The organism is Microbacterium sp. NPDC078814, assembly GCF_040702645.1.
GTDB lineage: Bacteria > Actinomycetota > Actinomycetes > Actinomycetales > Microbacteriaceae > Microbacterium.
This window is the reverse complement of sequence record NZ_JBFBLT010000004.1, coordinates 261,033-283,975: the sequence shown is the minus strand read 5'-3', so window position 1 is coordinate 283,975 and position 22,943 is coordinate 261,033. Positions and strand designations below refer to the sequence as shown.

Annotated in this window: 21 protein-coding genes; 10 read left to right on the top strand and 11 right to left on the bottom strand. The window is 71.4% G+C overall.

Translation table 11 applies throughout. The features are described from left to right. Positions 1–52 precede the first annotated feature (52 nt). Complete coding sequence (locus AB0300_RS10175) at positions 53–970, bottom strand: alpha/beta hydrolase (protein WP_366215945.1); 918 nt, start codon at positions 968–970, stop codon at positions 53–55. Positions 971–1,147: 177 nt separating this feature from the next. Between AB0300_RS10175 and AB0300_RS10170 the strand changes: the two genes are divergently transcribed. From AB0300_RS10170 to AB0300_RS10160, 3 genes are read left to right on the top strand one after another with little or no spacing between them, the layout of a single operon-like run. Further along, positions 1,148–1,624, top strand: coding sequence for a carboxymuconolactone decarboxylase family protein (locus tag AB0300_RS10170; RefSeq protein ID WP_126893898.1), 477 nt, complete (start codon positions 1,148–1,150; stop codon positions 1,622–1,624). Further along, positions 1,621–2,352 (top strand): tyrosine-protein phosphatase, encoded by a 732-nt coding sequence (locus AB0300_RS10165; RefSeq protein WP_126893899.1) that lies wholly within the window; start codon positions 1,621–1,623, stop codon positions 2,350–2,352. The genes AB0300_RS10170 and AB0300_RS10165 overlap by 4 nt, the downstream gene beginning before the upstream one ends. Positions 2,353–2,385: 33 nt before the next feature. Continuing rightward, positions 2,386–2,856 carry an SIP domain-containing protein gene (locus tag AB0300_RS10160; RefSeq protein WP_025103089.1) on the top strand — a complete coding sequence of 157 codons (471 nt, stop codon included), beginning with the start codon at positions 2,386–2,388 and terminating at the stop codon, positions 2,854–2,856. A gap of 1 nt (position 2,857) precedes the next feature. Here the strand turns inward: AB0300_RS10160 and AB0300_RS10155 are convergent, their stop codons facing one another. The 4 genes from AB0300_RS10155 to AB0300_RS10140 form a co-directional block, all read right to left on the bottom strand. Next, on the bottom strand, positions 2,858–3,301 hold the full coding sequence (locus AB0300_RS10155; protein ID WP_025103090.1) for a hypothetical protein: 444 nt from the start codon (positions 3,299–3,301) through the stop codon (positions 2,858–2,860). After that, positions 3,298–4,101, bottom strand: coding sequence for an arginase family protein (locus tag AB0300_RS10150; protein WP_025103091.1), 804 nt, complete (start codon positions 4,099–4,101; stop codon positions 3,298–3,300). The genes AB0300_RS10155 and AB0300_RS10150 overlap by 4 nt, the downstream gene beginning before the upstream one ends. A gap of 63 nt (positions 4,102–4,164) precedes the next feature. After that, on the bottom strand, positions 4,165–4,908 hold the full coding sequence (locus tag AB0300_RS10145) for a PspA/IM30 family protein (RefSeq protein ID WP_025103092.1): 744 nt from the start codon (positions 4,906–4,908) through the stop codon (positions 4,165–4,167). Positions 4,909–4,967: 59 nt separating this feature from the next. Next, positions 4,968–6,998, bottom strand: a complete 2,031-nt coding sequence (locus AB0300_RS10140) for a TPM domain-containing protein (protein WP_366215944.1) — start codon at positions 6,996–6,998, stop codon at positions 4,968–4,970. Positions 6,999–7,120: 122 nt separating this feature from the next. Here AB0300_RS10140 and AB0300_RS10135 point away from each other — a divergent pair, with 122 nt between their 5' ends. Genes AB0300_RS10135 through AB0300_RS10120 form a run of 4 tightly spaced genes read left to right on the top strand, consistent with a single transcriptional unit; the run spans position 7,121 to position 10,691 of the window. After that, positions 7,121–7,960 carry a DUF3097 domain-containing protein gene (locus AB0300_RS10135; RefSeq protein ID WP_126893903.1) on the top strand — a complete coding sequence of 280 codons (840 nt, stop codon included), beginning with the start codon at positions 7,121–7,123 and terminating at the stop codon, positions 7,958–7,960. Between the two features lie 41 nt (positions 7,961–8,001). After that, positions 8,002–8,727, top strand: coding sequence for a tRNA (guanosine(46)-N7)-methyltransferase TrmB (gene trmB, locus AB0300_RS10130; RefSeq protein ID WP_025103096.1), 726 nt, complete (start codon positions 8,002–8,004; stop codon positions 8,725–8,727). Continuing rightward, positions 8,724–9,575: a CPBP family intramembrane glutamic endopeptidase gene (locus tag AB0300_RS10125; protein ID WP_366215943.1), complete on the top strand. Its 852-nt coding sequence runs from the start codon at positions 8,724–8,726 to the stop codon at positions 9,573–9,575. Before trmB ends, AB0300_RS10125 begins: the two co-directional genes overlap by 4 nt. Positions 9,576–9,614: 39 nt before the next feature. Continuing rightward, a complete protein-coding gene (locus AB0300_RS10120) occupies positions 9,615–10,691 on the top strand; it encodes a DNA polymerase IV (protein WP_315104632.1) in 1,077 nt (358 codons plus the stop codon). A 1-nt stretch (position 10,692) separates the two neighbouring features. Here AB0300_RS10120 and AB0300_RS10115 read toward each other — a convergent pair whose 3' ends face one another. From AB0300_RS10115 to AB0300_RS10105, 3 genes are read right to left on the bottom strand one after another with little or no spacing between them, the layout of a single operon-like run. Next, positions 10,693–11,094, bottom strand: a complete 402-nt coding sequence (locus AB0300_RS10115) for a RidA family protein (protein ID WP_062635254.1) — start codon at positions 11,092–11,094, stop codon at positions 10,693–10,695. Between the two features lie 43 nt (positions 11,095–11,137). Further along, positions 11,138–11,971, bottom strand: coding sequence for a mechanosensitive ion channel domain-containing protein (locus AB0300_RS10110; RefSeq protein WP_085607225.1), 834 nt, complete (start codon positions 11,969–11,971; stop codon positions 11,138–11,140). Between the two features lie 39 nt (positions 11,972–12,010). Next, positions 12,011–12,397 carry an SHOCT domain-containing protein gene (locus tag AB0300_RS10105; RefSeq protein WP_025103101.1) on the bottom strand — a complete coding sequence of 129 codons (387 nt, stop codon included), beginning with the start codon at positions 12,395–12,397 and terminating at the stop codon, positions 12,011–12,013. Between the two features lie 182 nt (positions 12,398–12,579). Here AB0300_RS10105 and AB0300_RS10100 point away from each other — a divergent pair, with 182 nt between their 5' ends. From AB0300_RS10100 to AB0300_RS10090, 3 genes are all read left to right on the top strand, one after another. Continuing rightward, the gene (locus AB0300_RS10100; protein ID WP_366215942.1) at positions 12,580–14,250 is read left to right on the top strand and encodes a SulP family inorganic anion transporter; all 1,671 of its coding nucleotides are present in this window, start codon (positions 12,580–12,582) and stop codon (positions 14,248–14,250) included. Positions 14,251–14,356: 106 nt separating this feature from the next. Next, entirely contained in the window at positions 14,357–15,337 is a 981-nt protein-coding gene (locus AB0300_RS10095) for an FUSC family protein (RefSeq protein ID WP_315104620.1), read from the top strand. A 78-nt stretch (positions 15,338–15,415) separates the two neighbouring features. Next, on the top strand, positions 15,416–18,001 hold the full coding sequence (locus AB0300_RS10090; protein ID WP_366215941.1) for a LuxR C-terminal-related transcriptional regulator: 2,586 nt from the start codon (positions 15,416–15,418) through the stop codon (positions 17,999–18,001). Between the two features lie 23 nt (positions 18,002–18,024). On the opposite strand, the gene AB0300_RS10085 is transcribed toward AB0300_RS10090, so the two are convergent. The 3 genes from AB0300_RS10085 to AB0300_RS10075 all read right to left on the bottom strand — a co-directional run bounded on the left by AB0300_RS10085 (position 18,025) and on the right by AB0300_RS10075 (position 22,841). After that, positions 18,025–20,367, bottom strand: coding sequence for an arylsulfatase (locus tag AB0300_RS10085; RefSeq protein ID WP_085607231.1), 2,343 nt, complete (start codon positions 20,365–20,367; stop codon positions 18,025–18,027). 122 nt (positions 20,368–20,489) lie between these two features. Further along, on the bottom strand, positions 20,490–21,161 hold the full coding sequence (locus AB0300_RS10080) for a GAP family protein (RefSeq protein WP_315104613.1): 672 nt from the start codon (positions 21,159–21,161) through the stop codon (positions 20,490–20,492). Next, complete coding sequence (locus AB0300_RS10075) at positions 21,162–22,841, bottom strand: SulP family inorganic anion transporter (RefSeq protein ID WP_366215940.1); 1,680 nt, start codon at positions 22,839–22,841, stop codon at positions 21,162–21,164. Positions 22,842–22,943 lie beyond the last annotated feature (102 nt).

Here is a 22,943-nt window from a genome sequence, read left to right as displayed (position 1 = left end):
GGACGAGCCTAGGGTCGGGCGGGATTCGGCGCGGCGGACGTGGAACGGAGCGTCATGTTCCGGCCGCGGTCGCCGAACCGACGAGCAGGGCGAGGTCTCGGGGCGCCGTCTCCTGCACGTTGTGCGTGGCGTCCATCGCGACGACCCGCGCTTCCGGGAGGCGGCGCTGGAACTCCTCCGCGTCGGCAGCGCTCACGAAGCCCCGCTCGGCGCGGACGAGCGTGACGGGCGCGGTGACCGCCGCCAGATCGTCCCAGCCGGTCTCATGCAGGACCGACGGCGCCGTCGGGGTGCCGGGGTCGTGGGCGGCCAGAGCGGTGGCGGCGAGGTGGGCGAAGTGGTGCTTCCACTCGACGCGGCCGTCCGCGCGGACACGGGTGTTCAGGAAGACACCGCGCTCGGTCTCGGGGCGAGTGCCGCCGAACCCCAGGGCCATCGCCTTGTCGACGAGCTCGTCGCGGGTCGCGAAGTCCGTGGGCCCGGCGTAGAACTCCCGGAGCGCCGCGGGGCCGGCGGACACGTCGATCCCGGGCGTGATGTCGACGACGATCAGAGCGGCCACGAGGTCGGGCCGCGCCGCGGCGACGGCGGCGCCGGTGAGACCGCCGAGCGACTGTCCCACCAGGATCTGCGGCGCGGAGACCCACGCGTCCAGAGCGGCGACGACGTCGGCGGCGAGGGTGCGGGGGGAGTAGTCCGCGTCGTCGCGCCAGGAGGAGTCGCCGTGGCCGGCGAGGTCGATCGCCAGGAGCGGCTGCCCCAGCGCCAGCGCCGTCGTGTCCCACGTGTGGGCATTCAGACCGGCGCCGTGCAGCAGGGTGATGCGCGGCGGCTCGGACCCGAAGCGCAGCCCGCTCACGACGCGACCCTCGGGGAGGGGGAGCGTCAGGCGCTCCACGGTCGGAAGCGGAACGCCGAGCGCGTCGGCCTGCGCGGGAAGATAGGAGAACTCGCTGGTGTCGATCGCCACGCGGCTATTCTGCGCCCCGTTTCGACCTCGCGGGAAATGCCGGAGCAAAGTGACAAGATACGAGGTGGAATGACGGGTCGATATGCAGCAGGATCACGCCTGGAGATTGGCAGTGTGCATTTCGGTGAGGCCGGTCCCACACCGTCTCCCGCGCCCGGCGCCGAATATCATGGAGGTATGACCGAACAGCGCGTGCACCTGTCCAAGACGGAGCCTGCGGCCTATCAGGCCCTCGACGCCTTCTCGAAGACGGTCGGCACGATCTGCGCCGAGAACGGGATCAACGACCGCCTGAAGGAGATCGTCATGATCCACTGCTCGCAGCTGAACGGCTGCAGCTACTGCACGCGGGTGCACGTGGACCGGGCGGTCGCCGCCGGGCTGGACGTCGACACGATCAGCCAGATCGCCGTGTGGCGGGAGAGCGGTGTGTTCAGCGATCGGGAGCGTGCCGCGCTCGAACTGGCGGAAGCCTTCACCTTCATCGCGGAGGACGGCATCTCGGACGAGGTCTACGACCTGGTCGGGAGTGTGTTCACCGAGAAGGAGTACGCCGCGTTGAGCTGGGCGTGCGTGTCGATCAACGCCTTCAACCGCATCGTCATCGCCGGGCGCTACCCGGTGCCCCCGCGCGGCCCCCAGGCGGGCGCGTGACGATCCTGGACGTCGAGGGCGTCACGAACGTCCGCGACGTCGGCGGGATCCCCGCGGAGGGTGGACGCATCCGCCCCGGCGTCCTGCTGCGTTCCGGCCAGCTCTCCACGGCGACCACGAACGGCGCGGCGCTCCTGCGGGCGACGGTGCGTCACATCGTCGACCTCCGCGACGGGGAGGAGGTCGCCGCGGAACCGAGCGAGATCGAGGGCCCGGAGACGACTCACCTGCCGCTGTTCCTCGGGTCCGTGCGCTCCTTCTTCGAATCCGATACGAGTCTCGACGACCTGTACCTGCATCTCCTGGAGGAGAGCGGGGAGCGCCTGGTCGCCGCTATCCGGGTGATCGCCGCGGGCGAGCCGACCCTGGTGCACTGCACGGTGGGCAAGGACCGCACGGGCGTGACGGTCGCGCTGGCGCTCTCGGCGGTCGGCGCCGATCGTGATGCCGTCATCGCCGACTACGCCCTCACCGAGTCGCAGCTGCCCGCCGAACGGTCGCGGCGCATCGCCGCCTATCTGCGGAGCCAGCACCCTGAGGCGCTGCACGCGGTGGATCTGGCCACCCGCTCGCCCGCCGAGGTGATGCGTCGCCTGCTGGCCCAGGTCGACGAGCGGTGGGGGTCGGCCGCCGGCTACCTGCGCGCGAACGGCATGACAGAAGAAGAGCTCACCGCGCTGCGCGAGGCCCTCGTCGAGCCCGTGACGGAAGAAGGCGTCGAAGGTTAGGCAAGCCTTCGCTTGGTGTACGATGGGATCACCATGGACACCACGCTCGACACCCGAGGCACGCGTGCGGCTCGCCGCGCGGCGCGCCGTCGCGCACACCACCTGGTGACCGCCGACGAGCACTCGCTGCTCGATCTCGAGGCGTTCCTCGCGACCCTCCCGCTGTGCGCGTCCGGTCGCATCTTCATCGAGGTTCCCGACGTCTCCGACATCGGCGTCATCCACGCGCCCGGTCGCATGACAGTCACCTGGCTCGCCCGCTCCGCTCGCTCCGGAGCCCCGGGAAGCGGTCGCGGCTGCGCGCCAGGGCAGGCCCTGGCCCGAGCCACCTGCGCATGGGCCGACGAGATGCTCGTCGACGACGAGGTCGAGACGCACGTCACGCTGCTCGGGGGCTACCTCGGCACGGCCGACATCGTCGAGCACCTCACCGACCGCCTCGGCGTGGCCGTGAACCGGATCCGCGTGCCGGAGCGCTTCGGACTGCTCCCCGTCGAGGGCTGAGTCAGCGGGGGCGGCGCACGTAGTTGCCGTCTTCCAGCCCCGCTTCGATCTCGAAGCGGTTCCGCAGCGGGTCGCGTCCCGCGAACAGATAGAGCACCGGCATCAGGAAGCCGTAGCGCAGCCACTGCTGCTTGTGCACGGCCTCGTGGCGCAGCACCGCGTCCGTGGGCCGCGCGTCGCCGGTGAGGAAGCACCCGCCCACGCAGACGCCGCCGCGGTGGAAGGTCCATCGGGGCATGCCCCGGAACACCCAGAGACCGCCGCGCCGTTCGATCGGGCCGGTGCTCCACAGAGCGCCCCAGATCCAGCCGACGGCCGTGCCCCAGAGGTAGCCCAGGCGGCTGATCGGGGAGCGCAGCAGGAAGGAGGGGATGCGGCGGTCCGACCGTCGTCCGCGGGCGAGGCGTTCCGCCGCGACGGCCTCCCACCCCGGCGCCGGGCTCACGCGACGGCTCCGACGAGACGCAGGATCGCGCCGAGGTCGTCGACGGCGTCGGCCGGCGTGCGAGGGGCGAAGCCCGCGATGGTCGCCCCGGCGAGGGGGACGCGGCTCCGGAGCTCTCGGATCGCCGTGCTCAGGGACGAGGGGGTCACGCCGAAGGGCACGGCGGCGGAGACTCCGGTGAACGACGCCGGGTCGAGGACGTCGACGTCGATGTGCACCCACACCCGCTGCGCCCCCGTGGCCTGCACGGCGTCGGCGAGCGCCGCCGGGTCGTCCAGATCGGCCACCCCGAGATTCCGGAGGCGGTCCCATTCGCCGGTCTCGGCCTCGTCGAGGTTCCGGACACCCACGGTGACGACACGATCCCGGGGGATGCCGGGGGACAGGGCGAGCTGCGGTTCTCCCTCACCGAGGACGGCACGCAGCGCCATGCCGGAGAAGGCCCCGGACGGCGAGGTGTCCGGCGTGTGCAGATCGCCGTGCGCATCGCACCAGACCACGGCGAGGTCGTCGGTCCCGCCGGGGAGCGTGTCGAGTGCGGCGACGGTGATGCTGCAGTCGCCGCCGATCAGCACGGTTCCGGCTTCGAGATGTCCGGCGACGAGCTCCCGCGTACGTGCGAGGGCGCTGAGCCGCCGGACGCCCGTGCCCAGCGCCTCGCCGGCTTCGACCGGAACGTCGAGGACGGTCGTCGCCGCACGCGGCAGATCGCCGGCGATCGCCGACGCGCCGTCGACGAGGAGCATCGCGCGCGCGGCGGGTGAACCCTGCCACTGCGGCACGACCAGGAAACGCACCATGGGAGACCTCCCGGAGACGGAACCGCGGATGCCCGGGCGTGCGCCCGGGCATCCGCGTCGGTGTCAGTTGCCTTCGAGCGCCTGGCGCGGCGCGGTGCCGCCGGCCTTCAGCTCGGCGAGGCGCGCCTCGACCTCGGTCAGCTCGCCGAGATCCTCGAGGCTCTCGAACTGGGCGTCGAGGCTCGACGCGGCCAGCTCCGCCTTGCCCTGGGCGAGAGCCTCCTGGCGGCGGACCTTGTCCTCGAACCGGCCGAGCTCGCTGGTGGGGTCGAGCACGTTGATGGAGCTGACCGCGTCCTGCACCTTGGTCTGCGCCTCGGCGACCTTGGCGCGGGCGAGCAGCTCGCTGCGCTTGTTCTTGAGCTCGTTGAGCTTGTCCTTCATGCCGTTCAGGCCGCTCTTGAGCTTGTCGACGATCTCGGTCTGGGCCGCGATCTGCGGTTCGGCGCTCGTCGCCTCCCGCTCGGCGCTGATCTGGCGCTGCAGGGCGATCTTCGCGAGGTTGTCGAACTTGTCGGCGTCGGCGGTGTTGCCCGCGCCGCGCATCTCGTCGGCCTTGCGGCTGGCAGCGAGGGCCTTGTTGCCCCACTCGTTGGCCGCCTGCACGTCTTCCTCGTGGTCGCGCTCCAGCAGCCGCAGGTTGCCGATGGTCTCCGCGATGGCGGACTCGGCGTCGGCGATGCTGTTGGTGTAGTCGCGGACGAGCTGGTCGAGCATCTTCTGCGGGTCCTCCGCAGAGTCCAGGAGGGCGTTGATGTTCGCGCGGACGAGGGTGGAGATCCGTCCGAAGATGGACTGCTTGGTCATGCGTGGTTCCTTTCAGAGGGGCGTCTTCGAGAGCTTGGCGTATGTGTCTGTGCGGGGGATCAGAAGCGTCGACCTCCGGAGCGTCCGCGTCCGCCGCCGCGGGATCCGCCTCCGCCGAAGCCGGAGCTGCGAAAGCCGCCCGAGGAGCGCCAGCCGCTGCTGCGCCGGGACGAGCCGCCGCCCCCGCCGCCGGCGAGGAGTCCGCCGATGATCCCGCCGAGGATGTCCCCGCCGATGCCGGAGCCGCCGGAACGGGAGCCGGAGCCGCCGAACACTCCGCCCCAGCCGTCGTCCGGATAGCCGCCGGGGGTGTATGCGCGGAGATCGGCCTCCGCGGCGGACGTGGCCTGGCGCGCGAGGTCGAGGGCGCGCTGGGCCTCGGCCAGGGCGTTCTCGACATCCGACGTGCGCAGGGTGAGGGCCTGGGTCAACGCGGCGTCGGCGGTCGCCAGGCGCGTGCGGGCGGTGGAGCCCACGGTGCCGCGGCGCGTCTCGATGAACTCCCGGGCGGCGCGGATCTCGGAGGCCGCCTGGGCGAGGGTCTGCTCCAGGAGCTGCTGGGCCCGTCGGGCGCGCTCCACGGCTTCGTGTCCCTGCGCGATCGCGCCGTCGATCTGGGCGTTCGCCGCCGTGAGGGCGTCGAGGGCCCGCTGTGGGTTGCGCGGCGTGGCGACGAGGTCGGCCTGCGCCGTCTGCAGCTGTGCGGTCACCGCGTGGGACGCACCCGCCAGGGCGCCGGTCGGGTCGGGCAGTTGTGCCGCCGCAACCACATCGCCCTGGAGCTCGGTGACGAGCGCCTGCGCCTGCGCCTCGATCCCGGTCAGCTCGGTGCCGAGCGCGGTGATCGCCTGGACCAGCTGCGCCGCCTGCGCCACCGCCTGCTCGGCCGTGCGGATCGCGAACGCCGCTTCACCGGTGCGCCCGTTCGCGAGGGCCTGGGCCGCGGCATCGATCGCCCGATCGGCCAACGCCGCGCGCTCCTGGGCCTGCGCCGGGTTGTCCGTCACGGTGCTCAGGGCGGCCTGGTCGTAGGTCGCGACGAGAGCGGCGAGGGAGGGGGCGGCCGAGGCGAGGAGCGGCGTCAGATCCGCGCGCTCTCGTCGTACTCGCTCCAGCTCCTGCGGTGCGTTCTGCTCGAGCCGGCGCAGCTCGTCGAAGGCCTCGGTGTTGTCGTCGAGGATCTCGTCGATCTCGTCGGCCAGCCGGATGATGCGGATGTGCCACGCACGGCGGTCGTGGACGGAATCCTCGATCTCGTCATCGAGCTTCTGCCGCAGATCGAACGCCTCGGCGATCTTCGCCTTCGCCTCGTCGACGGCGCGGGAGAACTCCGCGGTCGCGCCCTCGCCGTACTGCGCCACGGCGAATCCCAGCTCCTCCCGGCTGGAGGTGATGGCGTCGTCCGCGCGCACGAGCGCGACGCCGGCCTGCTGCTCGACCTGGGCATCGGTGAGCGTGGAGAACGGATCGGCGGGATCCGGGGTCTCCGGCATGGCGCCTCGCTCGCGGATGGCTGCGGTGCGGCGTGCGCGTCGGACCAGAGCGACGACGAGCCAGATGAGCAGGGCGGCCGCGACCACCCCGACGACGATCAGCGTGACGCGGAGCGCCCCGGCGCCCCCGTCCCCCTGGATCTCGTCGGCAGCCAACGTGATCGCGCCGACCCAGTCGCCGTCGCCGGCGAGCGGGGCGATCGCGTCTTCGATGGCGGCGAGCTGCCCGTCGCTCAACGGCCCGGAGGAGTCCGCGGAGATGTAGAGGCTGCGGCCGTCCACGGCGATCGCGAGCAGGTACTGATCGGGGCCGAGCCGGTTGTCGTTCGCGACCTGATCGGCCCATTCGACGCTGTCGTTCGGGTCGGTGAAGTCGTCGACGAGGACGACGAAGAGATCGGCGGAGGAGTTGTCGGTGAGCTCCTGCAGGCGGGACTCGACCTGTTCTTCCTCGGCGGGGGAGAGGACATCAGCCTGGTCGGTGACGTACCCGGAGTCGAGCGTGAGCGGATCGGTCGCGGACGCCGCCGAGGCGGACAGCGCACCCGTCGCGACCGCAAGGGCCAGAGCACCCAGCGTCAGCCACCGTTTCGTCATCGTGTTCCCTCCGACCGGCAGCCGAGCCCCATGTGTCGAGTCTATGCACTGGGTCCGACACGCGACAGCACTCGCGCGCGTCTCGGCGTTCGCCCTCAGCGGAGACACATACGCTGGAAGGCATGGACGACAGGTACGGATCCGACGTGCTGGCAGCAGGCTGGCGCGAGCGCGGCGTGAAGCCGGTGCCGCAGGTGCCCGCCGAGGTCGACCTCGTGGTCGAGGTCGCGGCGGACGGATTCTGCGGCGCCGTGACGAAGGTGCAGGGCGGTGCCGTGGAGCTCGAGGACCGCGTCGGGCGACGGCGGCTGTTCCCCCTCGGCGGCGGCTTCCTCATCGACGGGGCACCGGTGCGCCTCACGGTGCCGGCGGCATCCGCGCAGGGACCCCGCCGCACCGCCTCCGGATCCTTCGCCGTGGCGGATCAGCGGGCGCGGACGGCGCTGCCCAGCCGGATCCTCGTCGAAGGACGGCACGACGCCGAGCTCGTCGAGAAGGTGTGGGGTGCCGACCTGCGCGTCGAGGGCGTCGTCGTCGAGTACCTGCAGGGCGTGGACCTGCTCGACGACCTCCTCGCGGCGGAGCCGCCGAGCGCACGCCGGCGGTACGGCGTCCTCGTCGACCACCTCGTCCCCGGGTCGAAGGAGTCCCGCATCGCCGAGGCGGTGGCCCGCGGACCGCACGGCCGGCACGTCCGCATCGTCGGCCACCCGTTCGTCGACGTCTGGCAGTGCGTGACCCCTCGAGCCCTCGGGATCGCGGCGTGGCCCGAGATCCCGCGCGGCGTCGACTGGAAGACGGGCATCTGCCGTGCCTTCGGCTGGCCGCACGAGACGCAGGCCGACACGGCCAGGGCCTGGCAGCACATCCTGTCGAAGGTGACGACCTACCGCGACCTCGAGCCCGCGCTCCTCGGCCGGGTGGAAGAGCTGATCGACTTCGTCACCGAGCCCGCGGGCTGACCGCGTCCGGCGGCGGCGGCCCCGGCGGCTACCCTGGATCCATGCCCGAACCGCGTACCTTCCGCGACGAGCCGGTGTCCTTCGTGCGTCGGAGCGGCCGGATGTCCGAGGCGCAGGAGCGCGCCTTCAGCGACCTCGCCCCGCGCTATCTGCTGGATGTCCCGCGCGCCGTGGCATGGACCTCCGTGCACCCCGAGGCGCGGTTCGACGTCGCCGCCGAGTACGGCAGGGAGGCGGACCTCTTCGTCGAGATCGGCTCCGGCCAGGGGCATGCAATCGTCGCCGCCGCATCGAGCCGGCCGCACGACGACTTCCTCGCCGTCGAGGTCTTCCGCGCGGGCCTCGCCCGGACCATGCTCGACGCCGACCGTGCGGGTGCACAGAACCTCCGCGTCGTGGAGGCCAACGCGCCGGAGGTGCTCTCCTCGTACCTGCCGGAGGCCGCGGCGGCCGAGGTGTGGATCTTCTTCCCCGATCCGTGGCACAAGAAGCGCCACACGAAACGTCGTCTGGTGCGGCCCGGATTCGGTGACACGGCGGCCAGGGCGCTGCGCGACGGCGGCCTCCTGCGGCTCGCGACCGACTGGGAGGACTATGCGCTCCAGATGCGGGAGGTGCTCGACGCCGAGCCCCTGTTCGAGCGGGCCTTCGAGGGCGACTGGGCCGAGCGGTTCGACGGTCGGGTCATGACCGCGTTCGAGCGGAAGGGTCTCGCGAAGGGGCGCGATATCCGCGACCTCGTGTACCGCCGACGGGATCGTGCATGACGCAGGCCCCTCCGAGCGCGCCCGTGGGGGTGCGCCTCGTCCCGGCGGCGCTGGTGTGTGCGGCCGCCCCGGCCTTCTTCGTCGTGGCGTTGCCCTGGCTCGGTTGGCTGCTGCTGGCGCTGGGCGTCGGTGCCGCTCTGTTCGTGGAGCGCCGCGGCGAGCCGCTCACCGGGGCCGACGGGTCCCGGCAGCCATCGCTCACGCGAGACCTCTCGCTGATCGCGCTCGGCATGCTCATCGTGAGTGTCATCCCGCTCGCGGCGGAGCTGGACAACCTGGCCATGCTGCGCTTCACGCTCGCGCTCGGCGGCGCGGTGCTGGTGCCGTATCTGGTCTCGCGGTTCGTCTATCGCGACCGGGCGATCCGGTTCCCCTGGCGCACCGGGCAGCGCTGGGGAGTGCTCCACTGGGGCTGGCTCGTCGCGGTGCTGGTGCTCGGCTGGCTGATCCTGCCCTTCTACTTCATCACCAGCGGCGTCTATCAGAACTGGCCCGTGGTGGACACGCCCGATCTCATCGCGCGGCTGTTCGTCGGCGTCGGCGCCGTCGGCATCTGGGATGAGCTGTTCTTCATCTGCACCGTCTTCGGGCTGCTGCGGCGCCATCTCCCCGATGCGCTCGCGAACGTGCTGCAGGCCGTCGTGTTCGTCTCCTTCCTCTGGGAGCTCGGGTACCGCGAATGGGGCCCGCTGCTGACCATCCCGTTCGCGCTCCTGCAGGGATTCATCTTCCTCCGGACGCACTCGCTGGCCTACGTCGTCACGGTGCACCTCCTCTTCGACGCGGTCGTCTTCGCCGTCCTCGTCCACGCCCACAACCCCGGGCTCCTGCCGATCTTCCTCGTGTGACGGGGTGACTTCCCGGGCGTCAGCGGCCACACTCGATGCATGGCCGAGTGGGTGCTGCACGTCGACATGGATCAGTTCATCGCCGCGGTCGAGGTGCGGCGTCGGCCGGAGCTGGCCGGGCGGCCGATCATCGTCGGGGGCCGCGGTGATCCGACCGAGCGGGCAGTCGTCTCGACGGCGTCGTACGAGGCGCGTGCGTTCGGCATCGGGTCGGGGATGCCACTGAAGATCGCGGCGCGCAAGGCACCGGAGGACGCGGTTTTCCTGCCGGTGGATCACGCGGAGTACGAGCGGGCTTCCGAGGAGGTGATGACGGCGTTGCGGACCCTGCCGGACGTGGTGCTGGAGGTGCTCGGATGGGACGAGTGCTTCCTCGGCGTCGCGACCGACGATCCGGAGGGCGTCGCGCGGGCCGCGCAGCGGGCGGTGGAGGAGGCCTCGGGCCTGCACTGCTCGGTCGGCGTGGGCGACAACAAGGTGCGCGCGAAGATCGCGACGGAGTTCGGCAAGCCGCACGGCGTCTTCCGGCTGACCGCCGACAACTGGTTCGCCGTGATGGGCGACCGGCCCACCCGCGATCTCTGGGGCGTGGGGCCGAAGGTGCAGAAGCGGCTCGCGGCACACGGCATCGCCACGGTGCGCGAACTCGCGGCGGCGGACGAGGAGACCCTCGTCGCGGAGTTCGGCCCCAAGATGGGGCGGTGGTATCTCGGCCTGGGCTCCGGGCTGGGGCCGCGGATCGTCGACGACACTCCGTGGGTGGCTCGGAGCCACAGCCGGGAGACCACGTATCAGCAGAACCTCACGACACCTGAGGCGGTGCAGGACGCGCTGCGGGAGCTCGCGGGACACGCGTTCGACGACTGCGCCGCCGAGGGGCGCCCGGTCATGCGGGTGCATCTCAAGGTGCGGTACGCCCCGTTCGAGACGAGGACCTTCGGCCGGAAGCTCCCGGCTCCCACGGCGGATCGAGAGGACGTGGTCGCGATGGCGCTCGCGCTCGGTGAGACCCTCGACCCCGCCCGGGAAGTGCGCCTGCTCGGCGTCCGTGCCGAGATGACCATGCCCGACGAGTCGGACGGCGTCGAACGCACCCCCGTGCGCGGTCGCATCTGACTCAGTCGCGGATGGTCGCGGCGATCGCGCTCACCTCGATGAGGGCTCCGGGCACGCCCAGGCCCGCCACCCGGGCGGCGGTGACCAGTGGCGGGGCGCCGTCCCTGGCGAGGGTGGCGGCCACGGCGCCGTACGCCGCGCGCAGATCGGCATCCTGATCGATGAGGATGGTCCAGCTCACGACGTCGTCGAGCGTCGCCCCCGCCGACTCCAGCGCGACCCGGGCGTTGTCGAGAGCGCGAAGCGCCTGCGCCCCCACGTCCGGGGAGACGACGGCGCCGGAGGCGTCGACGCCGTTCTGCCCTCCGATGTAGACGGTGGTCGCGCCAGGAGGGATGACGGCGGCATGGCTGAAGGCGGGGCTGCGGACGAGGCCGTCCGGCTGCAGGAAGGTGATGTCCATGCGCAGATCATGCCCGAGGGCACCGACATCGCGCACCCCGTTCTCACACGGCGTCGGACGGCACGAGGGGTGGCGGGGCCGGGACGCTGGTGACCGTGCCGGTCGTGCCGAGAGCGCCGAGGGCGTCGAAGACGGCGACCACGACCGCGGCGCTGACGAGGGCGCCGTGCAGCGGGTGGTGCCAGAACTGCAGGCGGGCGATCAGCCGGTCTCCGCTCACGCCGACCACGAGCGCCCGCACGCCCTCGTGCCGGTGCACGCCCTCCGCCGTCCGCGCGGCGTCGACGAGCGGTGCGAGCACGCCGTCGATCCCGGTCGTCCCGTCCCGTCGCACCCTGACCTCCACCTCGCTGCGCCGGGCTCCGCGGGTGGAGTCGTTGACCACGGGGTCGGAGAGCAGCCGCGCGTTGGGGATGTGCAGGGTGCGCCCGTCGACCGTGTGCAGGATCACCGCGCGGGCGTTGAGCTCGGTCACCGTCCCCGCAATCACGGAGTCCAGCGCCTCCACGACGATCTCGTCTCCGATGCGGACCGTCTGCCGTGCCTGCAGCAGCACGCCGGCCGCGAAGTTGTCGGCGACACCGCGGAGGACGAGGATCGCGACGACGCCGAGGATGACGACGATCGCGAGTAGCGGTTGCACGTTGGCGCCGAGCATCGCGAGCGCGATGCCGAAGCCCAGCAGGAGGATGGCGTAGCCGACGAACTGCGCGATGGCCGTCCCGACGGCGGCGGAGATCCCGGGTGCACGCCGGAGCAGGGCGGTGGTGCCCCGGCGCGCGAACCGCGAGATGATCCAGGTCGCGAGGGCGACGAGCAGGGCGAGCAGCAGCTGCCACCAGTCGATGTCGGTGGGCAGGAGATCCTGCAGGTCCATGCCGCGGGCTCCTCGCGATGGTGCGGTCCGGGCTGCGCCTTACTGCAGCGCCTTCGCCTTGATGAGGGAGTACTCGTCCGGCGTGATGGTTCCGGCGTCCAGGAGCGCCTTCGCCTTCGCGATCTCCTCGCTCGGACTGCTGCCGGCGACCTGCTGGATGTAGGCGTTCGCCGCCTCCTGCGCCCGACGCGCCTCGGCGCTGCTGCGTTCGGCCATGCCGTTGCCGCGGGCGATGAGGTAGACGAGGGCGGTGAGGAACGGCACGAAGATCAGGAAGAAGATCCACACGGCCTTCCACCAGCCGCTCAGCTTGTGATCGCGGAACAGGTCTCCGATGATCGCGAACAGAGCGAAGAGGTACGCGGTGAAGGCGAAGATCCACAGGAACCACCAGATGATGTCCCAGAACGATGCCCAAAATCCCATGACTGCTCCTTTCTCGGTGCCGCCGTGGCCGGGGCACGCTCGGAACATACCGGCGGGCGAGGTCGCTGCGCACCGCTTCCGTCGGGAGTTCACCCGGGTGACTCACGGCCCGTCCGGTGTCCCCGGCGGGCCGCGGCGGGAGCGTCGGCAGTACGCTTCCCTCGACGGCGGAAGGAGCCCCCATGAGCGCAGCGCGCAGACCGTCCTGGCTGCTGAGCACGCTGGACGGGTACCAGCGCCGCTGGATCGTGCGCGACGTGCTCGCCGGCCTCTCCGCGGGCGCCGTCGTGGTGCCGCAGGCCATGGCGTATGCGACGATCGCCGATCTCCCGGTGCAGGTCGGCCTCTACACCTGCATCGTGCCGATGCTCGTCTACGCCCTTCTGGGCGGCAGCCGGGCGATGAGCGTCTCGACGACGTCGACCATCGCCACCCTCACGGCGACCACGCTGGTCTCGGCGGGGGTCGCCGCGGGCGCGGACGACGCCATCGGGGCGCTCATGATGCTCACCCTCCTGGTGGGGGTGGTGCTGCTGCTCGCCCGGGCGTGCCGCCTGGGCTCGCTCGTCGAGAACATCAGCGGGGCCACTGTTCTCGGGCTGAAGATCGGGGTCGGGGCGACGGTCGCCGTGGGGCAGCTCCCGAAGCTCCTGGGGGAGTCCTTCGACTTCTCCGGCCACGGCTTCCTCCGCTCTCTGGTCGCCGTGGGGGAGGCGCTCGGCAGCGTCAACATCCCCACGCTGCTCCTCTCGATCGGCTCCATCGCCACCCTTCTGCTCCTCAAGCGCTTCGCCCCTCGGGTGCCGGGCACCCTCGTCGTCGTCGCGGCCGGCATGCTGCTCGTCGGGGTCGGCGGGATCGATGATCTCGGGGTCGACCTCATCGCCCCGGTGACCGGCGGTCTGCCGGTTCCCGGGATCCCGGACCTGTCCGCGGCCGCGGCTCTCGTGCCGGGAGCGCTCGCCATCGCCGTCATGGCGTTCCTCGAGTCCGCCGCCGTCGCGCGCAGCCTCCGTCAGGCGACGGAGCCGCAGATCGACAGCGACCAGGAGCTCTTCGCCACCGGCGCGGCGAACACGGTCGGCGCGTTCTTCTCGGCCATGCCCGCGGCGGGGGGATTCTCGCAGAGCGCCGTGAACCAGGGGGCCGGAGCCCGCTCCCAGCTGGCGACGCTGACCACGGTCGCGCTCGCCGTGGCGGTCGCGCTCTTCCTCGCCCCGGTGCTCAGCCTGCTGCCCGAGGCCACGCTCGCGGCGATGGTCTTCACGGCGGTGGCCGGACTCGTCAACATCCCGGAACTCGTGCGGTGGGCGCACATCAGCCGGATCGACTTCTGGGTCGCGACGGCCGTGGCGGCGATCGGGCTCACCGCGGGACTCCTCCCCGCTGTCGCCGTCGGGGTGGTGGTGACCCTCGTGCTCGTCCTCCGGGAGCTCAACATCCCTCGGATCCGGGTGGTGGGGAGGAGGGGGAGCGCCCTCGGGGTGGAGCCGGAGCGGGGCCTGTACACGGCGAACGCGCTCGCCAACCAGCGGCTCATCGTCCAGACCGTCTCGGCTCAGGCCGAGCCGGTCCGGACGCTCGTCCTCGGGCTGCCGCAGCAGGTGGTGATGTCCATCACCGTGCTCGACACCCTCGAGGCGCTCGACCGGGAGCTGTCCCAACTCGGCGTGCTGCTCCACCTCGCGGCGGTGCCGGAGGCGGCGGCGGCCGTCGCGGCGCGGACGCCGTGGTACTCCGGGCTGGTGGAAGCCGGCCGGGTGCACCCCACCGTCGACATCGGGCTCCGGGCCGCTGCGGATCGGGAGGGGAGCGGAGGCGTTCACCCGGGTGAAGTGGCCGACGAGCGGTGACGTGCGGTCATCGCCTGCCTAGGCTGACGGCACGGAGGATCCGAGGGGCGACCGAGAACGGGGAGCGCATGCCCGACCGCAGCCGGAGCCGGAGAGCGAGACGGTGATGGCGGCGCGCGGGGGACTGACCTGGCGGTGGTCGCGGTTCGGTCTCGGCCTCCTGTACGCCGTGCCCTCGATGGCGGTCGCCCCGTTCGACCCTGCCGTCGCTCTGGCCCTCAGCATCGGCGTCCTTCCCGCGGCCGCCATGGGACTGCCGGCGCGGCGGCGGGCCCGGTCGGCGATCCCGGTGCTCGGGACGCTGGTCGCGCTGGGGCTCCTGCTCGGCGCGACCCTCGCGCTCGCACCGGTCCTCGCCGTGCCCGCCCTCGCGGTGCTGGCGGTGCTGGCCAGCATGCTCGCCGCCCGCGAGCGTGCCGGCCCGCTCGCGCTGACCCTGGTCCTGCCCATGGTCGGGCTCGGTCTGAGCTTTCCTCTCTCGGCGACGACCATCCTCCTGGCGGGCGCGATCGTCGCGGGTTCGGTGTACGCGTGGCTCATCGCCCTGCTGTGGCCGGAGCACGGGGCGGGCGCGCGGGTCCCGGCCGCCATGCCCAAGGGACGAGCTCTGCTGGTCTACGGCGTCCTGCTGGCTGCGGCCGCGGGGACGGCCGCCGCGATCGGCTTCGCGACCGGGGTCGAGCACGTGGGCTGGGCGACCGGCGCCGTGCTGCTCGTGATGCGTCCGGTGCGCGGGCAGCTCGTTCTGCGCAGCGTCGGTCGGGCGGCATCGGTGCTCATCGGGGCCCTGGCCGCCGCCGGTTTCGCTTTGCTCTCTCCGAGCGGCGTGGTGGTCGCGCTCGCGATCGGTGTCGTGGTGGGCGGCCTCGGCGCGGTCCAGGAGAGTCGGTGGTACGTCGCGCCGGCCTTCACGACCTTCCTCGTGCTCTCCCTGCTGCTGTCGACGTCGGACGAATCGCCGACGTCACGGTTCCTGGAGCGGACCCTTGAGACGCTGCTCGGTGTGGCTCTCGCCCTGTTCTTCGGCGCCCTCGTGCCGGCGCTTCTCGCGATGCGGCGGCCGTCGCGGGCGGACGTCTCCGAGTGAGCCCCTCTTGCGGGACCGCTCCCACCTTGCAATAGACTGCCCGCGAGGGGGAGCAAGATCGAAATCGGGGGGTTTCGAGTGCTGCACAGTGCAAGAACGGCGGGAACGAGCGAGAGCCCGGGACCCGCGGCGGTGAAGGGCGAGGTCCGTCGAGAGCGCCTGCTCTCGCGGTTGACGGCCGCGATGGACGGGCCGTGGACGCTCACGCTCGTGAGCGCGCCGGCGGGATCCGGCAAGACGAGGCTGCTGTCGCAGTGGGCGCAGGGTCTGCGTGCCGATCCCGGCATCGACCTCGTGTGGGTGTCCCTGGAACGCGGCGAGGCGGACCTGCCGCTCCTGCGTGCCGCCCTTGAGAGGATCGACGATCCCGGACTCCAGGACGCGCTCGCGGCCGTGCCCGCCGTGCGCTCCGCGACGACGGCGCGTGCGTTCGCCAGGGCCCTCCGAGAGGCGAGGAACCGGATCGTCCTCATCGTCGACGACGTGCACCGCGTCGAGGACGAGCACACCGCCCAACTGATCTCGACGTTCGTGCAGAGCGCTCCCGGTACGGTCCACGTCGTGCTCTCCGGACGCGGGACGCGCGCGATCCCGCTGGCACGACGCCGCATCGCCGGCGTGGCCCTCGAACTCGACGCTCGTGCGCTCGCCTTCACCCCGGCCGAGATCCGCGCCTTCTTCGGCGCGCGAGGTCTCCGGCTCTCTCAGGGCGAGGTCAGCACCGTGCTCGCCCGAACCGAGGGGTGGGCGACCGGGCTGCAGCTCATGATGCTCGACGCGGCCGGGGCGCAGACCGTCCTCGGGCCCACGCTGCGCGGGGACGCCCCCGAGGTGGCGGACTACTTCGTCGAGGAGGTGCTCGCCGACCTCGACGGTGAACTGCGCTCCTTCCTCGAGGCGACCGCGGTCGTGGACCGCTTCACCCCCGAGCTCGCCGCCGTGCTCTCCGGGGCCGATTCCGTGACCGCCATGATCGACCGGCTGCTCCGCCTCAACGTGCTCGTGGGCCCGGACGCCGAGGATCCGTCCCGCTACCACTATCCGCCGCTGCTGCGGGAGTTCCTCCTCGGCCGGCTGCGGGAAGGCGGTGCCGGACGCGAGGAGCGGCTCCACCGGCGGGCCGCCGACTGGTTCGCGCAGCAGGGGCAGCCCCTCCGCGCGCTGCAGCACGCCGTCCGTGGCGGGGAGACGGCCTGCACGGCCGGCGTCCTGCGGCGCTGCGGGATGCAGCTCGTGCTGGACGGCCGGGCGGACACGGTGCGGCGGATGATGGCGGAGCTGCCGACCGCCCTGCGCGCCGTGCCCACCGTCCGGATGCTCGTCGCCGCGGCGGAGCTGTCCTGCGGAGATCCGTCGGCCGCCGTGATCGTGCCGCCCGTGGGCGCGGGGGAGTCCGACGCCGACCGACGCTGGCGCCGCGGGATCGAGATGCACACGGCGCTGCGGCGGGGCGGGATCGCCGAGACCCTCGACGGCGCCGGAGCCGACCTCCGCGATCTCAGCGGAGAGGAGCAGCTCGACACCTATGCCCTCCTGGAGACCGCGACGGCGGAGCTCTATGTGGGACGACTCGATCAGGCGGAGGCGACAGCGCGCCGTGCCGGTGACCTCGCCCGAGCGATCGGTGCCCGCGCGGCGGAGCTGCAGGCCGAGGCGGTCCTCGCCACCAGCGTGCTGTTCCGCGGCCGGCTCCGTGACGCGATCGAGGCGGGAGCCGCCCTGGAGCGCCGCTGGCACGAGTTCGGCGAGCCGGACAGCCCGTTCTTCGAGGTGACCAGGGTGTGGCGTTTCTGGGGCCCCTACGAGGGCATGCAGGTCCTGGAGGAGGCCGAGACCCTGGAGTCCTCGGCGCAGGTGATCGCCGCGGGCGGAGAGACCGCGATCGCGCGGGGCCTGCAGGGGATGCGCGTGCTGCTCGGCGCGGAGCAGGGCGGCGATCCCCACGACGCGGCCGTGCGGCTCCTCGACACCCTGACTCCCCGTGACGATCTGCCGCTTCCGCCGCACTGGTACGCCATGATGGGGCCCTTCGCGGTGCACGCCTTCGACCGATTGGGGGAGCCGACGCTCCGCGACCGGCTCATCGCCGACATCGAGGATGCGCTGGGGGACACGGGAGACGTGCTTCTGCTCCGGGCCATCGCCGCCGTGCACGACCGCCGTGACGGCATCGCCCGTGGCGCGCTGGCGCCGGTGCTGGAGGGCGCCATCCCGTGTCTGCTCCCGGCGTCGATGATCGACGCGTGGCTGGTCGAGGCCGAGCTCGACGTGCACGACGGGGAGCCGGACCGGGCGCAGCTCGCGCTCGCCACCGCGCTCGCCCTCGCGGAGCCGGAGGACCACGTGCGCCGCGTCGCCGAGGCCGGCCCGATCGTGTCGCGGCTGCTCGCGGCACGGGCGACGGCGGGCGCGCGCACGCACTTCGCCGATCGGGTGCGCGAGCGGCTGTCCGCCGCCGGAGTCCTCGTCGAGGAGGAGCTGACGCAGCGGGAGCGCATCGTGCTGAGCGCGCTGAGCCGGAATGCGACGCTGCGGCAGATCGCACAGCAGGAGTACATCTCGCCGAACACGGTGAAGACGCACGTGCGGAACATCTACCGCAAGCTCGGCGTCTCGGATCGGGACGGCGTGACGGCGGCCGCCCAGGCCCTCGGACTGCTCTGAGGGCCCGGGCGGCCGCGGGGCCGTCAGTCGCGGGCCATTGCTGCCGCCAGGTGCGCCTCCAGGTCGATGTAGGCGTCGTCGGCGACGTCGAAAACGACCTGCGTTATGTGGCCGCCGCGGAAGTCGAACCCGTAGCCGTACAGGGACGACACGGGGTCGGCGCTGTCCCGCCCGATCGTCAGGCCTTCGCCGCAGAGCGAGAAGTGGCCGAGAGTGGTGTGGAGTTCCATTTCGCCTACGACGGCGTCATTGATGTGAAGTCGGAGGGGGCCCACGGCCTCCAGCGAGTCTCCAGTGTGCGTTTTCGTGAACTCGATCCCGACGATGTGGGAACCGGGTGCCGGAATCGGTGCAGATACGTGATTCTCAGGAGGGATGCCGAGGTAGTTGTAGACGTAGTGCACTTCGCCGTCCTTGACGAAGAGTGTGTGTCCGCCGAAGCGGGAGCCGTGCGCGAAGATGACGCCCTCGGTGTCTGGCGTGAACTCGACCTCCGCGGCGATCTTGAAGGAGACGCCGTGGGTGTTCGCCGCCGATCGCTCGGGCACCTCACTGGTGCCCGGGTAGTAGACGAATCGACCGGACGGCGGTACGGGTTGGTGGAACTCCATGTTGAGGAAGGTCTGCAGGTCTTCGGGGTTGCCGATGATCTGGAGGTCGTTCAGTGGGAGCACCGCGTTCGCCTTCGCCTCCTCCATCCAGAGGGCCTTGAGCTCCTCCAGCTTGTCGGGATGCTCGGCGGCGAGGTTGACGGCCTCGGCGCGATCGACGTCCGTGTGATAGAGCTCCCACTCGTCGTCGAGAAAGTGGCCGCCCCCGCTCATCGGGCCATGCACGGCCACGGCCTTCCACCCGTTGTGCCAGATGCCGCGCTGTCCAAGCATCTCGTAGTACTGCGTCTCCTTCGCTGTCGGCGCGTCTGGGGCGGCGTCGAACGAGTAGGCCATCGAGACGCCGGAGAGCGGCGTCTGCTCGATGCCGTTGTAGACCTCCGGGAACTCGACGCCGCAGGCTTCGAGGATCGTCGGCACGATGTCGGTGGAGTGGTGGTACTGATGACGCACCTCGCCGCGGGCCTTGATGCCGGCGGGCCAGTGGATCACCAGCGGATCGCACACGCCGCCCTGGTAGGTGTAGCGCTTGAACATCTTGTAGGGCGTGGAGAAGGCCGCGGCCCATCCGGTCGGGTAGTGGTTGTAGGTGTCAGGGGACCCCAGCGCATCCCTCATCGTGATGTTCTGCGTGATGTCGTCAGGTACCCCGTTGAAGAACTTGCCCTCGTTGACGGAGCCGTTGGGGCTGCCCTCGCCGGACGCGCCGTTGTCGGCGCAGTAGATGATGAGGGTGTTGTCGAGCTGCCCGGACTCCTCCAGGTAGTCCACGATGCGGCCGACCTGGGCGTCGGTGTACTCGCTGAAGCCGGCGTAGACCTCCGCCATGCGCGAGAAAAGTGCCTTCTCCTCGTCGTTCAGGGTGTCCCAGGGACGCACCTCGTCGACAGGTGTGAAGGTGCCCTCCGGCATCGGGTTGAGCGCGGTGAGCTCGGTGCCTTCCGGGACGATGCCCTTCTCGATCATCCGGGCGAGGACCCACTCGCGGTAGGCCTCGTAGCCGTCGTCGAACACGCCCTTGTACTTGTCGATGTACTCCTGCGGCGCGTGGTGCGGGGCATGGTTCGCGCCGGGGCAGAACCACATGTACCAGGGCTTGTCCGGCTCGGTCTGCTTGACGTCGCGGATCATCGACAGCGCGCGATCGGCGAGGTCCTTCGAGAGGTGGTAGCCGTCCTCGGGGAGGTAGGGCTGGTCGATGTAGTGGTTGTCCTCGGCGAGGGACGGATACCAGTTGTTCGTCTCGCCGCCGATGAAGCCGTAGAAGCGGTCGTACCCCTGCGCCAGCGGCCAGTGCTTCTTGGACGCGCCGGCCGTCCACTCGTCGATCGGGACGTTGTGGTTCTTGCCCACCCAGAACGTCGACCAGCCGGCGTCGCGGAGGACGTGGGCCATCGTGGTGTTCGAGTCGGGGATGTGGGAGTTGTAGCCGGGGAAGCCGGTCGACGACTCCGAGATCGTCGCGAAGCCGTTGAGGTGGTGGTTGCGTCCGGTGAGGAACGTCGAGCGGGTGGGGGAGCACAGCGCCGTCGTGTGCCACTGCGAGTACGTCAGACCGTTCTGCGCCAGGCGATCCATGGTCGGCATGTTGATGCGTCCGCCGTACGGGGACCAGGCCGCCATGCCGGTGTCGTCATAGAGGACGACCAGCACGTTGGGTGCTCCCTCGCGGGGCTTCGCCGGGAGGAACGCCTCCCAGTCGGCCTCCGAATCGCGGACGTCGAGTTCGATTCTGCCCTGGAAGTCACGGGCCATGTCCATCTCCTTCATCTCTGCCGAACCGCCTTTCCCCGCACAGTACTGCCGGGTCAGGGCCGGGGTCACGGGTCCCGTGATGCGTTCATCCGGGTGATCTCCATGGCGCGGCGGCGGCGCGCTCAGAAGCTGCCGATGCCCTTGCCGATCAGGGACACGCCGATCACGAGCAGCAGCACGGCCATGATGACCGCGTTCTCGGCGGCGAGCCATCCGCGCAGGGCGTCGAGCGGGGCGCGCAGCCGTGCGGCGGCGACGAGGTAGCCGACGACGGGCACGAGCACGGTCGACGCCCCGATCAGGGTGAAGACGGCGATCACGAGGATCGTGGACCCCCCGTCGAGCGCCGCGCCCCCGATGTCAACGCCGGCTCCGGCGGCCAGGAGCAGGTTCTTCGGATTCACCGCCGACAGCAGGAACCCCAGTCCGAGCGCCGTGCCGAACGACATCGTGTCGATCGCCTTCATCCACGACGGCAGGGCCGCGGGGTGCCCCGCCTTCGGGCGCTTGCGCCACTGACCGACCGCCAGCACCAGCAGCAGGAGTCCGAGGACGAGCTGGATGACGCCGCGGATCGGGCGGGAGGCATCCGGATCCTCCTCGGGGAGCACCGCAGACAGCAGGGTGAAGAGGCCGACCGCCACGACGATGCCCGCGATCCAGCCGAGCAGGAATCCGACGCTCGTGACCCGTGCCTTCGGGGACAGGAGCATGAGGATCGCGGCGATGATCGGCACGGGGCTGATCGCGACGCCCACGGCGAGGGGGAGGATCTCCCCGATGACGGCACCCATTCAGCTGCCCTTCCTGTTCGGAGCCGGCGAAGCGGCATCGGCCGGCGCGAGCTCGGTGATGGCGGCGCGGTTGGTCGCGTAGACCGGTTCCCGGTCGAGGATCCCCAGCGACCGGAGGCGGCGGAGCGTGTTCGGCCGGACGCGGCTGAAGGCGAGGGAGATCGACTGCGCGTCGAGCCACTCCCGCAGCGCCTGGAAGGCCTCAGCGCCCGTGACGTCGACGTCCGTCACCGCCTCCATGTCGATGACGACATGCTGGACGGCGGACGGGCCGGCGGCGCGGACGGCCTCCTTGACGGCAGCGGAGAACACGGCGCCGTTCGCGAAGAACAGCGGGGCCGCGAGCCGGACGACGATGACCCCCGGTGCCGTGGTCGTGCCCGCAGGAGCGTCCTCCAGGAGGGACTCGCCGGGGTCGCCCGAGGTCTCCAGCACGTCGATGGCGGGGTGGGAGGCGCGTTGCGCGAGGTTGACGAGGGCGAGCACGAACGCCACGAGGATTCCCGCGATCGAACCGACGAAAAGGGTCACGAGGAAGCAGACCGCGCCGATGACGAACTCGAACCGGTCGAGGCGCCAGAGGCGGATGAAGTCGCGGATGCCGAGGAGCGGGATGATCGCGACGCCGACGATGGCGCCGATCGCCGGGGAGGGGATGTCGGCGAGCAGCGCGGTGCCGAAGAGCAGCAGCAGGAGCGTCCCGACGGCGAGCACGAGCGCCGGGAGCTGGGTGCGCGAGCCGGCCTGGTCCATCGCCGCGGTGCGCGACGTCGAGGATCCGACGGCGAAGCTGCCCTGCGCGCCGGCGGCGACGTTCGCGACGCCGAAGGCGAGCAGGTCGCGGTTGGCGTGGAACGGGTAGCGATGCTTCTCGGCGTAGGAGCGCGACACGAGCAGGCCCTCCGCGGTGGTGACGAGGGTCAGGGCGATCGCGGAGGGCACGAGAGCGAGCCACAGCGACCAGTCGATGATCGGCCAGGTGAGCGCGGGAGAGCCGGCGGGGACCTCGCCGAGCACATCCACGCCCCGTCCGTCGAGGCCGGTGAGGACGACCGTGATGGTCGTGGCGACGAGCACGATCAGCGCCCAGGGAACGGCACGGAGGTAGCGCTGTCCGAGGAGCAGCACGGCGACGGAGACGGCGGCGAGGAGCACGGACCAGCCGTTGAGCGAGGGGAGGCCGGTCACCAACGCGACGACCTTGTCCACGAACTCGGCTCCGGAGTCGATCTTCACCCCGAGCATCTTCGCGATCTGGCTGATCATGATGTCCAGGGCCAGCCCGCCGACGAAGCCGACGAGGATCGGCTTCGACAGGAAGTTCGCCAGGAATCCGAGCTTGAAGACGGCGAGCAGCACGAACATCCCGCCGCAGAGGATCGCCTGGGCGAGGGCCAGGGTGGCGTAGTCGGCGCTGCCGGCGACGGCCAGACCGCCGATGGAGGAGGCCACGAGGGCCGCGGCGGCGGCATCGGGGGAGGCGACCAGCTGGCGCGACGACACCACGAGCGCGTAGACGACGGTCGGGACGATCAGCGCGTACAGTCCGGCGGTCGCGGGGAGCCCGGCGATCTGCGCGTAGCCGATGTTGAGCGGGATGGCGATCGCCAGGAGGGTGACCCCCGCGGTGAGCTCGGTCACGAGGGTGCGTCGGGTCAGGCCCGCGAGCGGACGCGGCATGCGCTCTCCCTTCGTCGCCGGTGGTGTCCGGCTTCACGATGGCATCGTCGGACGGCGACGACCAGAGCGGCGGGCAACCTCGCCCTGGTGATTTCGCGGTGT